General features: G+C 62.3%; 15 protein-coding genes. 7 read left to right on the forward strand and 8 right to left on the reverse strand.

Annotation, left to right across the window (positions count from 1 at the left end; translation table 11 throughout):
* Positions 1-22: 22 nt before the first annotated feature.
* Positions 23-871, reverse strand: a complete 849-nt coding sequence (locus tag ACFWYE_RS06790; protein ID WP_379110378.1) for a GyrI-like domain-containing protein — start codon at positions 869-871, stop codon at positions 23-25.
* Positions 872-999: 128 nt separating this feature from the next.
* On the opposite strand from ACFWYE_RS06790, the gene ACFWYE_RS06795 reads away from it, so the two are divergent.
* The 3 genes from ACFWYE_RS06795 to ACFWYE_RS06805 all read left to right on the forward strand — a co-directional run bounded on the left by ACFWYE_RS06795 (position 1000) and on the right by ACFWYE_RS06805 (position 3771).
* Complete coding sequence (locus ACFWYE_RS06795; RefSeq protein ID WP_379110379.1) at positions 1000-1641, forward strand: glutathione S-transferase family protein; 642 nt, start codon at positions 1000-1002, stop codon at positions 1639-1641.
* A 192-nt stretch (positions 1642-1833) separates the two neighbouring features.
* Positions 1834-2655: an aldo/keto reductase gene (locus ACFWYE_RS06800; RefSeq protein ID WP_379110381.1), complete on the forward strand. Its 822-nt coding sequence runs from the start codon at positions 1834-1836 to the stop codon at positions 2653-2655.
* A gap of 138 nt (positions 2656-2793) precedes the next feature.
* The gene (locus tag ACFWYE_RS06805) at positions 2794-3771 is read left to right on the forward strand and encodes a glycerophosphodiester phosphodiesterase family protein (protein ID WP_379110382.1); all 978 of its coding nucleotides are present in this window, start codon (positions 2794-2796) and stop codon (positions 3769-3771) included.
* Positions 3772-3832: 61 nt separating this feature from the next.
* On the opposite strand, the gene alaS is transcribed toward ACFWYE_RS06805, so the two are convergent.
* Together alaS and recA are read right to left on the reverse strand one after the other, a co-directional pair.
* Complete coding sequence (gene alaS / locus ACFWYE_RS06810) at positions 3833-6493, reverse strand: alanine--tRNA ligase (protein ID WP_379110384.1); 2661 nt, start codon at positions 6491-6493, stop codon at positions 3833-3835.
* Between the two features lie 210 nt (positions 6494-6703).
* Positions 6704-7792: a recombinase RecA gene (recA, locus tag ACFWYE_RS06815; RefSeq protein ID WP_054314012.1), complete on the reverse strand. Its 1089-nt coding sequence runs from the start codon at positions 7790-7792 to the stop codon at positions 6704-6706.
* 263 nt (positions 7793-8055) lie between these two features.
* Here recA and ACFWYE_RS06820 point away from each other — a divergent pair, with 263 nt between their 5' ends.
* The 3 genes from ACFWYE_RS06820 (at position 8056) to ACFWYE_RS06830 (ending at position 10358) form a co-directional block, all read left to right on the forward strand.
* Positions 8056-9000 carry a carbohydrate kinase family protein gene (locus ACFWYE_RS06820; protein ID WP_379110386.1) on the forward strand — a complete coding sequence of 315 codons (945 nt, stop codon included), beginning with the start codon at positions 8056-8058 and terminating at the stop codon, positions 8998-9000.
* A gap of 64 nt (positions 9001-9064) precedes the next feature.
* Entirely contained in the window at positions 9065-9982 is a 918-nt protein-coding gene (locus ACFWYE_RS06825; protein WP_379110388.1) for a pseudouridine-5'-phosphate glycosidase, read from the forward strand.
* A gap of 91 nt (positions 9983-10073) precedes the next feature.
* Entirely contained in the window at positions 10074-10358 is a 285-nt protein-coding gene (locus ACFWYE_RS06830) for a hypothetical protein (protein ID WP_379110390.1), read from the forward strand.
* Positions 10359-10507: 149 nt separating this feature from the next.
* Here ACFWYE_RS06830 and ACFWYE_RS06835 read toward each other — a convergent pair whose 3' ends face one another.
* Positions 10508-10831, reverse strand: coding sequence for a TfoX/Sxy family protein (locus ACFWYE_RS06835; protein ID WP_379110392.1), 324 nt, complete (start codon positions 10829-10831; stop codon positions 10508-10510).
* A 111-nt stretch (positions 10832-10942) separates the two neighbouring features.
* On the opposite strand from ACFWYE_RS06835, the gene ACFWYE_RS06840 reads away from it, so the two are divergent.
* Positions 10943-11440: a GFA family protein gene (locus ACFWYE_RS06840; protein ID WP_379072675.1), complete on the forward strand. Its 498-nt coding sequence runs from the start codon at positions 10943-10945 to the stop codon at positions 11438-11440.
* Positions 11441-11498: 58 nt separating this feature from the next.
* On the opposite strand, the gene ACFWYE_RS06845 is transcribed toward ACFWYE_RS06840, so the two are convergent.
* The 4 genes from ACFWYE_RS06845 to ACFWYE_RS06860 form a co-directional block, all read right to left on the reverse strand.
* Entirely contained in the window at positions 11499-11903 is a 405-nt protein-coding gene (locus tag ACFWYE_RS06845; protein WP_379110393.1) for a GNAT family N-acetyltransferase, read from the reverse strand.
* Positions 11904-11999: 96 nt separating this feature from the next.
* Positions 12000-12386, reverse strand: a complete 387-nt coding sequence (gene sufA / locus ACFWYE_RS06850) for a Fe-S cluster assembly scaffold SufA (protein WP_379110395.1) — start codon at positions 12384-12386, stop codon at positions 12000-12002.
* Positions 12387-12623: 237 nt separating this feature from the next.
* The gene (locus ACFWYE_RS06855; RefSeq protein ID WP_144223857.1) at positions 12624-13016 is read right to left on the reverse strand and encodes an SUF system Fe-S cluster assembly protein; all 393 of its coding nucleotides are present in this window, start codon (positions 13014-13016) and stop codon (positions 12624-12626) included.
* Between the two features lie 5 nt (positions 13017-13021).
* Positions 13022-14257: a cysteine desulfurase gene (locus ACFWYE_RS06860; protein ID WP_379072680.1), complete on the reverse strand. Its 1236-nt coding sequence runs from the start codon at positions 14255-14257 to the stop codon at positions 13022-13024.
* Positions 14258-14356: the final 99 nt, after the last annotated feature.

Below are 14356 nucleotides of genomic sequence, written 5' to 3' on the forward strand. Positions count from 1 at the left end.
CCCCTGGAAAGGTATCGGCGTGTCACACCAGCGGCAGGTTGATGTCGGTCAGGAGCTCGGCCGGCGCCACATCACGCGGGTTGTTGAGATACTCCTCGAACATCACCGTGTCGCGCAGCTTGCGCCCCGACATCGGCAGCCATTCGCCATAGAGCCAGGTGTAGGCCTTGTGCATCTCCGCATAGGGTCCCTTGTGGCGCAGCACGGCATAGTCGCCGCCTTCGAGCGTGCGGCGCTCCAGCGGCGCCTGGACAGGCTGCGCGGCATCCGTCTCGACGCAGGCATAGGAGCGCAGCTTGTCGACCGCCACGACGTCGGGATCGTCGAGATAGATGCCGATCATGCGTTGCCCGGGTTGCCCCTGGCCGCGGGCGTAAAGCGTCCCGAACAATTGTTCGAACGCCTTGCCGATGCCCATGTAGGAACCCTGGTGGGAAACGCCGACCACCTCGGTGGGCTTGAGCGTGCGGATGGAGATGTCAAACATGATGGAAGCCTTTCTCTGCTTGCTTTCAAAGAGTGTGTGGCTTCCCTCTTTCCGGTAGCGCGCCGGCGGCATTCCGTAGACCGCCTTGAAAATGCGGTTGAACGACTGGACGTTGGGATAGCCAGACCGTTTCGCAATTTCGCTGATGCCGAGATCCGTCTCCACGATGTCGCCGGCCGCCCGATGCAACCGCAGTCGCTTGACTGTCGCCGCCGCGGTTTCGCCGTAGATGGCGCGATAGATCCGATGCCAGTGATAGGGTGACAGGCAGGCGATTTCGGCCAGGCCATCCATGTCCAGCTCCTCGTCGAGGTGCTCGTGGATGTGGTTCGAAACCCGTCTCAGACGCGTTTCGTAGACTGCCCATGCCGTTTCGCCATTCATGTCAGGCCTCATGCAAATCGATCGGCTGGAAACAACCATAGCCGCTTTTGACAAATCCTGCTGACTTGCAAGACGAAGAAACAAGCCGTTTCCCCGTGCTATGCAGGCCGACAGGGAGAAACCTGATCATGAACCACAGACCAACGCTCTACGGTGCGGATTACAGCGTCTATGTGCGCATTGCACGGCTGGCATTGCTGGAGAAACATGTCGATCATGAACTTGTGCCGGTCGACATCTTCGCCGCAGGCGGACCGCCCGAGTGGTATCGCGCGTTGCATCCCTTCTCCAGGATACCGGCGTTCGAACATGATGGGCTGAAACTCTTCGAGACAACGGCTATCGCCCGCTATGTCGACGAAGCCTTCGAGGGCCCTGCTCTGCAACCCGGGCAGCCTCGCGAACGCGCGGTGATGAACCAGATCGTCGGCATGCTCGATGCCTATGCCTACCGAACGCTCGTCTGGGACATCTATGTCGAGACCGTCTCCAAGCCGCGCGAGGGTAATGCAGTGAACGAAACTGTCGTCTCGGCTGCGCTACCGCGCGCCGAAACCTGCATCGCCACCCTGGCCGGGCTGAAATTGCCGGGTCCGTGGCTGCTTGGCGGACAACTGACCTTGGCTGACCTGCATGCAGCCCCAATGTTCGGCTATTTCATGCAGGCCGAGATGTCGGCTGCGATGCTGGCCAGGTATCCTGCGCTGTCTGACTGGTGGCAATCGATGCTGGCGCGCGCGAGCTTTCTGGCCACCAGGCCGACCGGCTAACCGGGAATTCGGAAGAGTTTTTTGCTACCCCTTGCAAAACGGGAGACTGTTTTCTTGTCCTCGGCAATCAGGTGCCCCAAATAGGAGCTGCGGCTCTTCTTGCCGCGAGCGTCCTTCCACGTCCGCCCGCAATCGCCTGGCGAGGACGCCTTCAATCACTGTCCTTTCAAGACATTTCCAGGAAAGAGACCCATGAGCCCGACAATCCGTTTCAACGACGGCAAGGCTATCCCGCAACTCGGCTTCGGCGTCTGGCAGGTGCCGAACGAAGGCGCCAATGCGGCTGTGACCGCTGCCATCGAGGCTGGCTACCGCTCGATCGACACCGCCGCCATCTATGGCAACGAAGAAGGTGTCGGCGATGCGCTTGCCGCTTCAAGCACTTCCGGCATCTTTCTCACCACCAAGCTCTGGAATTCCGAACAGGGCTACGATTCGGCGCTCAGGGCCTTCGATACCAGCCTCGGGAAGCTGCGCCGCGACAAGATCGACCTCTATCTCATCCATTGGCCGGTGCCATCGCGCGATCGTTATGTCGACAGCTGGAAGGCCCTTATCAGGCTGCGCGAGGAAGGCCGCGTCGCCTCGATCGGCGTTTCCAATTTCCAGATCGCCCATCTCGAACGGTTGAAGGCGGAAACCGGTGTGGTTCCGGCGATCAACCAGGTGGAACTGCACCCGCACTTCCAGCAGAAGGAGCTGCGCGCCTACCACGCCAGGGAAGGCATCGTGACCGAGGCGTGGAGCCCGCTCGGCCAGGGCACGCTGCTGCATGATCCGGTGCTCGCCGCGCTGGCGAAGAAACACGGCAAGACCGCCGCCCAGGCGATCCTGCGCTGGCATCTCGACATCGGCAACATCGTCATCCCCAAGTCGGTGACGCCATCGCGCATCGTCGAGAATTTCCAGCTGTTCGACTTCAAGCTGGCGCCGGAAGACATCGCCGAGATCGAGAAGCTCGACAGCGCCAAGGGCAAGATCGGGCCGGACCCCGATACATTCGCCATGGGATAGTCCAGAACGAGGGCGCGTTCCCCGGGAACGCGCCCTCGTTCCGGCTTCGACTTTTCTCGGTTGCCTTCAAAGCGGCGCAGCTTCGTCCAGATTTTGTCCCGGTTCAGCGCGTAGCCTCGCGTCAAATTCGGGGGAATCATGCGCAAACGAACCGTCGCCCTGCTTGGGGCACTTGCCGCTGGCTGCGCCATATGGGCATTCAACAGCAGCCTGCTCGCCGGCAATTCAGAGCGACGACCGATGCTGATCGCGCATCGCGGGCTGGGCCAGACCTTCTCCCCTGTCGGCATCGGCAACGACATCTGCACGGCCGACCGCATCTATTCGCCGGAGCATCCCTATCTCGAAAACACCATCGAGGGTTTTCGGGCGGCGTTTGCAGCCGGCGCCGACATTGTTGAGCTCGACGTCCATCCGACCACCGATGGTGACTTCGCGGTGTTCCATGACTGGACGGTGGATTGCCGCACCGATGGCAAAGGGATAACGCGCGAAAAGAGCCTTAAGGAGCTGAAGGCGCTCGACATCGGTTATGGCTATACCGCCGATGGTGGCAAGACCTTCCCGTTCCGGGGCAAGGGCATCGGCCAGATGCCGAGCCTTGGCGAGGTGCTCAGCGCATTTCCGACCAAACGTTTGCTGATCAACATCAAGAGCGACGACATAGCCGAGGGCCGACTGCTGGCAAGGACGATCGGCGCGCTGCCATCGGAGCGGCGGAAGCTCATCATGGTCTATGGCGGCGGCAAGGCGATCGACGCCTACCGAGCCGCCCTGCCCGACGCCGTCGTGCTGGGGACCGACCGCGTCGTCCCCTGTCTGATGCGTTATGCCGCGCTCGGCTGGAGCGGTTATGTTCCAGAGGATTGCCGCAAGACGCTGTTCATGCTGCCGGCCAACTACGCACCCTTCGCCTGGGGTTTTCCAAACCGGCTGAGCGAGCGGCTGGACGCCAACGGCTCGACGCTGGTGATCCTGGGCGACAATGACGGTTCGAAACATTCGACCGGCGTCGACGACATCGCGACGTTCAGGAAACTGCCTGCCCGTTTCGACGGTGCGATCTGGACCAACCGCGTTGACCGCATCGGGCCTGCGGTGGCTGCCCCGGAATAGCCAATGCCGGATATTGCACCCGGCACTGGAGGTTTGCTCAGACTGAAACCTGGCTCGACTGCTATGCGGCGAGCGCCGCCTTGACCGCGGCGATGGCATCGTTGGCCTTGGAGGCGTCGGGACCGCCAGCCTGCGCCATATCAGGCCGACCGCCACCGCCCTGACCGCCGAGCGCGGCGGATGCGACGCGCACCAGGTCGACGGCGCTGAAGCGACCGATCAGGTCGTCGGTGACCGCAACGACGACACTTGCTTTGCCCTCGGCCTCGCCGACCAGCACGACAACACCGGAACCCAGCGCCTTCTTGCCCTCGTCGGCGAGCGGCTTCAGGTCCTTCGGCGAGACACCGCTGACCGACTTACCGAGGAAACCGACACCCGCCACGGTCTCGGTGGCGTTTTCGGCCGCGCCGGCGGAGCCGCCACCCATGGCGAGCTTCTTGCGCGCATCGGTCAGGTCACGCTCCAGTTTCTTGCGTTCGTCAAGCAGGGTTTCCACCCGTGCGAGCACATCGGCCGGGGAAATCTTCAACATCGCCGCGACCGCCTTGAGGCGCCGGTCCTGTTCATCGAGATGACGGCGTGCCGCCTCGCCGGTCAGCGCCTCGATGCGACGAACACCCGCCGCCACCGGGCTGTCGGAAACGATGCGCACCAGGCCGATGTCGCCGGTCGCCTTTACATGCGTGCCGCCGCAAAGCTCGATGGAATATGGCCGGTTGGCCTTGTCGCCATGCAAGGCGGTGCCCATCGAGACGACACGGACCTCGTCACCATATTTCTCGCCGAACAGCGCCATCGCGCCTTCCGCACGGGCGTCATCCACCGACATCAGCCGGGTCGTGACCGGGCTGTTCTGGACAACGATCTCGTTGGCCATACGCTCGACCTCTTCCAGCTCTTCTGGTGAGATCGGCTTGTTGTGCGAGATGTCGAAGCGCAGCCGCTCCGGCGCAACCAGCGAACCCTTCTGGGCGACGTGGGTGCCCAGCACTTCGCGCAGCGCCTCATGGATGAGGTGCGTCGCCGAGTGGTTGGAGCGCAGGCGCGTCCTGCGAGCATGGTCGACCTCGAGCTCGACGGCAGCGCCTGTCTTCAGCGAACCCCTGGTTACCTTGCCCTGATGAACAAAGAGGCCATCGGCCTTCTTCAGAGTGTCGGTGACGTCGATCCGGAAACCCTCGCCGGAGATCGTTCCGGTGTCGCCCATCTGGCCGCCGGACTCGCCGTAGAAAGGCGTCTGGTTGACGATGATCGCCACGCTGTCGCCTTCCTTGGCGTCGTCAACGACCTTGCCGTCGCGCAGGATCGCCGTGACGATGCCTTCTGCCTTCTCGGTCTCGTAGCCGAGGAACTCGGTCGCGCCTGTCTTGTCGCGCACGGAGAACCACACGGTCTCGGTGGCAGCTTCGCCGGAACCGGCCCAACTGGCGCGCGCTTCCGCCTTCTGCCGTTCCATCGCGTCGGTGAAACCGGCAAGGTCGACCGAGATGCTGCGCTGGCGCAGGGCGTCCTGCGTCAGATCCAGCGGGAAACCGTAGGTATCGTAGAGCTTGAAGGCAGTCTCGCCGTCCAGCATGTCGCCGGTACCGAGCCTGTCAGTGGCATCGGCGAGCAGGCCGAGACCGCGCACCAGCGTCTTGCGGAAGCGGGTTTCCTCAAGCTTCAGCGTTTCGGTGAGCAGTGCTTCGCTGCGCACGAGCTCGGGATAGGCCTGCCCCATCTCGCGCACCAGCGCCGGCACCAGCTTCCACATCAAAGGCTCATTGGCGCCGAGCAGCTGCGCATGACGCATGGCACGGCGCATGATGCGGCGAAGCACATAGCCACGGCCCTCGTTGGAAGGCAGCACGCCATCGGCCACCAGGAAGGATGACGAGCGCAGGTGGTCGGCGATCACGCGGTAGGACGCGACATTCTCGGTGTTCGGGCCTTGTCCGAGCGCGGACGAAGCCGCGTCGATCAGGTGACGGAAAAGATCGGTTTCGAAAACGCTTTCCACCCCCTGCAGGATGGAGGCCATGCGCTCCAGGCCCATGCCCGTATCGATCGACGGGCGCGGCAGGTCGATGCGCTCCTCCTTGGTGACCTGCTCATACTGCATGAAGACCAGGTTCCAGAATTCGAGGAAGCGGTCGCCATCCTCTTCCGGGCTGCCGGGAGGGCCGCCCCAGATGTGCTCGCCGCGATCGATGAATATCTCGGAACACGGCCCGCAGGGACCAGTGTCGCCCATGGCCCAGAAATTGTCCGAGGTCGCGATGCGGATGATGCGGTCATCCGAAAAGCCGGCGATCTTCTTCCAGTAGCCGGCCGCCTCTTCGTCGGTGTGATAGACGGTGACGAGCAGCTTGTCCTTCTTCAGCCCGAAACCCTTGGTGATCAGGTTCCAGGCGAGTTCGATCGCGCGTTCCTTGAAATAATCGCCGAACGAGAAATTGCCGAGCATCTCGAAAAAGGTGAGATGGCGGGCGGTGTAGCCGACATTGTCGAGATCGTTGTGCTTGCCGCCGGCACGCACGCTCTTCTGCGCGGTTGCGGCGCGCGAATAGGGCCGCTTCTCCAGGCCGGTGAAAACGTTCTTGAACTGTACCATACCGGCGTTGGTGAACATCAGCGTCGGGTCGTTGCGCGGCACCAGCGGGCTGGAGGCGACGATCTCGTGGCCTTCCTTGCGGAAATAGTCGAGAAAGGTCGACCGGATATCATTCACGCCACTCATCGAAACTGCCTTTATGGTGAAGCCCCCAGCCAAGGCCGGTGGAAAATGGAATAGGCCTTTTAGCGGCAGCCTTCCAGCCTGTCCAGAAACAGGCAAGACCCATGCGCGCAGACCCAAAGCCATCGCCAGAAACGCAAACCGCCGGCGCAAGGCCGGCGGTTAAACCATTGTCATCAGGCGCTGAACTGGCTCTCAGGGGAGAACCAACCGTTAGCCTTCTGCGGCGTCGTCGAGATCGTTGTCGCTGTCGCCGCCATTGTCGAGGAATTTCTCCGCGATCAGCCCGGCATTCTGTCTCAGCGCCTGCTCGACCTCGCGGGCAAGATCCGGATTGTCGCGCAGGAACTGCTTGGCGTTTTCACGTCCCTGGCCGAGACGCTGCGAATTGTAGGAGAACCAGGCTCCCGACTTCTCGACGATGCCGGCCTTGACACCGAGATCGATCAACTCGCCGGTCTTGGACACGCCTTCGCCATACATGATGTCGAATTCGATGACCTTGAAGGGTGGGGCCAGCTTGTTCTTGACCACCTTGACGCGGGTCTGGTTGCCGACGACCTCGTCCCGATCCTTGATCGAACCGATGCGGCGGATGTCGAGGCGCACCGAAGCGTAGAACTTCAGCGCGTTACCACCGGTGGTCGTCTCGGGCGAACCGAACATGACGCCGATCTTCATGCGGATCTGGTTGATGAAGATGACCATGGTGTTGGAACGCGAGATCGAGGCGGTGAGCTTGCGTAGCGCCTGGCTCATCAGGCGAGCCTGCAGGCCCGGCAACGCATCACCCATCTCGCCCTCGATTTCGGCGCGCGGAGTGAGCGCTGCGACCGAATCGACCACCAGAACGTCGATGGCGCCTGAGCGAACCAGCGTGTCGCAGATCTCCAGCGCCTGCTCGCCGGTGTCCGGCTGCGAGATCAGCAGGTTTTCGAGATCGACGCCCAGCTTGCGGGCATAGACCGGATCGAGCGCATGTTCGGCATCGACGAAGGCGCAGATGCCGCCCTTCTTCTGCGCTTCCGCCACCGTGTGCAGCGCCAGCGTGGTCTTGCCCGAGCTTTCCGGCCCGTAAATTTCAACGATACGGCCACGCGGCAAACCGCCGACGCCGAGCGCGATGTCGAGGCCCAGCGAGCCTGTCGGCACCGTCTCGATCTCGACCGCCTGCTCATTGGCACCGAGCCGCATGATCGAGCCCTTGCCGAATGCCCGTTCGATCTGCGACAGCGCAGCGTCGAGCGCTTTTGTTTTGTCCACCGAATTGTCCTCTACAAGCCTCAAGCTATTCTGAGCCATGATACATCACCCCTTGGTCGTCAATGAAGGCCGGACAGTCCGGGATCCCTTGTTATTATGTACCCTTTTTGTTCCGTTTTGGCAAGACACCGTAAAACCTTGAAAAGTATGTTAAACTCCAATTTGTTCTTTTTTTGTTTTGCAGCAGGCGGCCGTGAGGCGTCCTCACGCGCGCAGATCACATTGGCGCGATGCGGCGGTCGCCGATTCGGCAAGGCCACAGCAACGAACCATAACGCGACCCCTAGCATCGCGGTGCGTGCATGAGCCCCATGCCGAAGCTTTTCGCCGCTGGTGGCGCGCATATCGACCGACGCGGTCAGGTGAGCGGCCCCTATGTGCCGGCGGCGTCCAATCCCGGAACGATGCGCGAGGATGTCGGCGGCGGCGTCTTCAATGCACTGCGCACAGTCGTGCGACGTGGTGTCTCCGCCGCACTGATGTCGGTGCGCGGCGGCGACACCGCGGGCGAAACGGTCGCGCGGACAATCACGCAGGCCGGCATCAAGGATCTCTCGGTCACCTTCCTTGACCGTGCCACGCCGAGTTACACGGCCATCCTCGACAGCGAGGGCGAGCTTATGGTCGGCTTTGCCGACATGGGGCTCTATGATCTGGCTTTCCCAAAGCAGATGCGCCGCGCCAACATTCGCGGCGCGGTTGAGGCATCGGATGCGGTGCTCTGCGATGCGAACCTGCCGACCGCGGCGCTCGAGCGTCTCATGGTGCTGGCCGCAGACCGACCAATCTTCGTCATCGCCATTTCACCGGCCAAGGTGGTTCGCCTCGCCTCGCTGTTCGAACGGCCGACGCTTGTGTTCATGAACCGTCGCGAGGCAGCAGCGCTGACCGGCCTTTCGCGCGAGGCGACCGAGAAAGATCTGGTAATGGGCCTGCGTGGCATTGGCATGCGCGGCGGCGTCGTGACGGCAGGAGACCGCCCTGCGCTCGGTTTTGACATGGACGGCGCCTTTGCAATCTCGCCGCCTCCGCCGAGGGCCGTGGTCGACGTGACCGGCGCAGGCGATGCGCTGGCGGGAGCCACCACCGCAGCGCTGCTGCGCGGGCTGCCGCTGCGCGTCGCATTGCGCGAAGGTGTCGCAGCAGCAGCACTCGCTATCGAAAGCCCGCTCGCGGTACCCGAATTCACGCAGGCATCCTTTGCCGCAGCCCTGACGCTTGTGCCGGAAGCGCGGGAAGTGGCATGAGGACGGCAAATCCCATTCTTGAACGGCTGTTCGCGAACCGCGTGACGCCAACCGGAGACATCTCATGATCCTCGAAACCGCCCGCCCTTACATCGACATCCACGCTCCCGTCGCCGAGGCACTGAAAGCGGGCCGTCCGGTGGTGGCGCTGGAATCGACCATCATTACCCACGGCATGCCCTACCCCGACAATGGCGCGATGGCGGCCAATGTCGAAAAGATCATTTCGGATGAAGGCGCAGTGCCGGCAACGATCGCGGTCGTCAACGGCCGCATCAAGATCGGCCTGTCCGACGGCGAACGGGAGTCGCTTGCCATGACCGGCGACGCCATGAAGCTGTCGCGCGCCGACTTCGCCTTCGCCGTCGCCGAAGGCCGCACGGGCGGCACGACCGTGGCCGCCACCATGATCGCCGCGCATATGGCCGGCATCAGGGTGTTTGCCACCGGCGGCATCGGCGGGGTGCACAAGGGCGCCGAAAAAAGCTTCGACATCTCGGCCGATCTCGACGAGCTGGCACGCACGCCGGTGATCGTGGTGTCGGCAGGCGCCAAGGCCATCCTCGACATCGAAAAGACGCTGGAAGTCCTGGAAACGCGCGGCGTGCCGGTGATCGGTCATGGCTGCGAGACGATGCCGGCCTTCTGGTCGCGGCAATCACCCTTCCGGGCGCCGCTGACGCTGGATGCACCCGAAAAGATCGCCAAACTGTTCAAGACCCGCCAGGCGCTTGGCATCGATGGCGGTGTGCTGGTGGCCAATCCGGTGCCGGTGACCGACGAGATCCCCGCGGCCGAGATGGCCGGCTATATCGAGGCCGCGCAGAAGGCGGCGGAAGCGCAGAACGTGACCGGCAAAGCCGTCACGCCGTTCCTGCTCGGCAAGATCCTGGAACTCACCAACGGCCGCAGCCTGAAGACCAACATCGCGCTGGTCGAAAACAACGCCCGAGTCGCGGCCAGGGTTGCCAAGGCCCTGTAGAAAAGGTCATCGGCTTCCGCGCCCTTGCTTCCCTCCGGCATGCAAGTGTGATGACGATGTCCTGGGCGGGCAGCGCAGGAATGAGGACAGAATGCCGATCAAGGGAAAATTGACCGTCGTGGCGTTGGGCGTCGCGACGCTGCTCGTGGGCGTGGCGAACAGCCAGGCAGCGACCAAATGCACGGCCTACGAGCAGCAGGTGGCCGGAAGGCAAGGCTTTCCTGAAGCAGGAAAGCTTCAGGAAGTGGATCGACGACGGCCTGCAGAGCAAAGCCCCCTACAACAAGAAACCCTACACCGCCTACAGCAAATGGTACGCCCGGTTCGACAGACTGGGTTCGATGGGAGCGGAAACGGAGAACGTCAAATTCCTTGAAAACCACGGCTTTACGGCGTCAGCCGCTTATTCCGTGTTTCAAGGCTATGCCCTCAACGGCAAGCTTACATCCGATGTCGACATCGATTTCGAAAAGAAAATGAACGCCTTTTCCTGCGGCTGATTTCAGACGCTGGCTTGCGGTAATTTTACTTTCCCAAACGCAGGCCAGCCTCGTAGGATTTCCTTGCCCAGGCAGCCATGTCGTCGGGATCGTCGGCGGCGCCGTCCGGCAAGGTCCAATACGGCATCGCCACCTGCTTGCCATGACGCGAACCGACATAGGTCCATTGCGTGCAGCCGGCCGCTGCGAATTCATGGCCGAGTTCGGCATCGGCCTTCAGCAGCAGTTCGCCGCGCAGTTCGATGGCGACGATGACACCGTCGAAATAAATGCCCTTGCCGCCAAACAGACGACGGATGCTGACCGGGCCCAGGCCAGCGAAAAGGTCGGTGATCGCGTCATTGTCCATGGCGCGATCATTGCATGGCGCCTGACCATCGTCACGATGAAACCAAAGCTCTGCTGACAGGTTTCGGCTCAGGGCTGTACAATATTGTCCGGTCCAATCGAGGAGACCGCCATGCCCATGCTACTTCAAGGCTCCTGTCGTTGCGGTGCCGTCCGCTTCGAAGTCGAAAGCCACACACCGGCCCCCTACCAGCTCTGCTATTGCTCGATCTGCCGCAAGCAGCAGGGCGGCGGCGGATACGCGATCAACCTCGGGGCCACTTCGGCAACGCTGACGATAACAGGCGAGGAGAACCTCGGGGTCTATCGCGCAGAGATCCAGGACGACGAACGTCCTGTATGCGAGACCTCCACGGGCGAACGCAATTTCTGCAGGAACTGCGGTTCGGCACTGTGGCTCTACGATCCGACCTGGCCGGAACTCGTGCATCCATTCGCATCGGCCGTCGATACGGAGTTGCCTGAGCCGCCGGAGCGCACCCATCTGATGCTGAAATACAAGAGCGGCTGGGTCGAGCCCGACATCCGCGACGGCGACAAGGTCTTCGATCTCTATCCCGAGGAATCAATCGCCGACTGGCATCGAAGAACGGGAATGTGGGTGGAGTGAGATACCTGCGGTTGGGCAGCGAACCGAACGGCTCTCCCTGTACGCCGCCCGGGTACCGTCAGTCTTCGCTGGCGAAATCCTCCAGTGCCTGTCCTTTGAGGCGAAAGAACACCTTTTCTTCCTCTCGCGAGGCACCGGTTTCGTCGTAGAAAGCGAGCAGCCGGGCATTGCTCCTGTCCGCAGTCCAGTCGACGCGCGAAAGACCACGCGCCGCGGCAAGGCGGGCAAGCGCCCGCAAAAGCGACCTGCCAGCGCCGCTGCCGCGCATGGCTTCCAAGACGAACAGATCCTTGAGAAACAGCCCGCCCTTCAATCCCGGACCGGGATAGATGGTGGAGAAGGTGGCGAAACCGATCAGACGATCGGCTTCGGCGACGAGGATCTCGACGCCGGCCGGAAGGCTGGCGAGGTCCGCCAGGATGATCTCCCTCGCAGGGCACGAGACGCCATAGTGCTGTTGCATTGCCTCGAAGAGGACAGCAAGCTGCGCGTGGTCGGCAGGACAATGCGGCCGGACAGAGGTCACACCCGCCTCAGCCGCTTTCACTGAAGCGAAATCTCATGCAGCGCTTTGGGCACGGGCCTCGGCCAGCGCCTTGAGGTCGGCAGGCTTCAGCTCCACCGATTCGCCGCAGCCGCAGGCCGAGGACTGGTTCGGGTTGCGGAACGTGAAACCCGTGCGCAGCGTGGTGCGCTCGAAATCCATCTCGGTGCCGAACAGGAACAGCGCAGCTTCCGGCGCGACATAGACGTGTGCGCCCTCGCGCTCGACATGGTCATCCTTGGCGTTCGGCTCGGTCACCAGGTCGACCGTGTATTCCATGCCCGCGCAGCCGCCCTTCTTGATGCCGAGACGGATGCCCTGCGCGTTCTCGCGCGTGGCCATGATCTCGCGCACGCGCTCTGCGGCCTTGTCGGTCATTGAGATGACGGCGAAGCGTCCCATGTCATTCTCCAGTTTCACACGGGTTCAAGGCCCGCGGAACGAGGCCAGAGCGTTTCCGTTTTTCTCGGAAACGCGGAAACACTCTGGCTTTGTTTCTACGCAATTCCGGACGGAAAACCGCTGTGCACTTTTCCTAGAATTGCTCTAGCTATAAGATGGTGAAGTTTTCGCAGGCGCGCAAGACGGCCCGCAAAAGTGCTGGAGCGTCCTTCGCGCGTGCGACAGACGCGCGGCCCTCTAGTACCACCCCACCGCAACCTGAGCCTCTTCCGACATACGGTCGGGTGTCCAGGGCGGATCGAACACCATCTTGACCTCGACGCCCGAAACGCCTTCCACCGTGCCGACGGCATTTTCCACCCAGCCAGGCATCTCGCCGGCCACCGGGCAGCCGGGCGCGGTCAATGTCATGTCGATCTTGACCGTGCGGTCGTCCTCGATGTCGATCTTGTAGACCAGACCGAGTTCGTAGATGTCGGCCGGGATTTCCGGATCGTAGACCGTCTTCAGCGCCGAAACGATGTCGTCGGTGATGCGCGCCAGTTCGTCTGCGGGAATTGCCGAAACGGGAGCGGTCTCGGCCGGCACCGCCTGGGGCGTCTCTGTTTCAGTGATCGCGGCGTCTTCCATGGCTCTTACCCGAAGAATTTCCGTGCTTTTTCCAGCGCATCGACAAGTGCGTCGACCTCGGCGTGCGTGTTGTACATGCCGAAGGATGCCCTGCATGTGGAGGTCACGCCGAAGCGTTTCAACAGTGGCTGCGCACAATGCGTGCCTGCGCGCACGGCTACACCCTGCCTGTCGATCACCATCGAGACGTCGTGGGCGTGAATGCCCTTGAGCTCGAAGGAGATGATGGCACCCTTGTCCGGTGCGTCGCCGAAAATGCGCAGCGAATTGATGGAGCGCAGCCGCTCATGCGCATAGGCCTTCAAATCGGCTTCGTGCGCGGCGATCCGCTCGCGACCGACCGATTCCATATATTCGAGCGCGGCACCGAGGCCGATCGCCTGCACGATCGGCGGCGTGCCGGCCTCGAAACGGTGCGGTGGATCATTGTAGGTGACGATATCCTCCGTCACCTCTTCGATCATCTCGCCGCCGCCCATGAAGGGCCGCATGGCCTCGAGCCGCTCCTTCTTGCCGTAGAGCACACCGATGCCGGATGGGCCGTAGACCTTGTGACCGGTGAAGACGAAGAAATCGCAGTCGAGATCCTGCACGTCGATGGGCATGTGCACGGCGCTCTGGCTGCCGTCGACCAGGACCGGAATGCCGCGCTGATGCGCGATGCGGCAGATCTCCTTGATCGGCGTCACCGTGCCGAGCGCATTCGACATCTGGGTGATGGCGACAAGCCTGGTGCGATCAGTCAGCCGCTTTTCGAATTCCTCGATGTGGAACGCCCCCAAATCGTCCACCGGCACCCAGACCAGCCTGGCGCCCTGGCGCTCACGGATGAAATGCCACGGCACGATGTTGGAATGGTGCTCCATGATGGAGAGCACGATCTCGTCGCCTTCGCCGATGTTCGGCATGCCCCAGCCATATGCAACCGTGTTGATGGCGGCTGTGGTGTTGGAGGTGAAGACGATGTTGTCGGTGCTTGGCGCGTTCAGGAACCGCCGCACGGTTTCGCGCGCCTTTTCATAGGCATCGGTGGCGGCATTCGACAGGAAGTGCAGGCCGCGATGAACGTTGGCATATTCCTGCGAATAGGCGTGCTGGACGGCGTCCAGCACCGCCTGCGGCTTCTGCGCCGAAGCGCCGTTGTCGAGATAGACCAGCGGTTTGCCGTAGACTTCGCGCGACAGTATCGGGAAGTCGCGGCGGATCGCCTCGACATCGTAGGGAGCGGTAGTGTTCAGCACGTGATCCATTTCCTACCCAAAGTGAATGGTGAGTAGTCGTCAGTCAGCAGTGGGCATGAGTAGCAACTGCATCGTTCCCCACCACTCACTGCTCACTAT

Origin of the sequence: Mesorhizobium sp. NPDC059025 (genome assembly GCF_042739655.1) — a bacterium.
Lineage (GTDB): Bacteria > Pseudomonadota > Alphaproteobacteria > Rhizobiales > Rhizobiaceae > Mesorhizobium.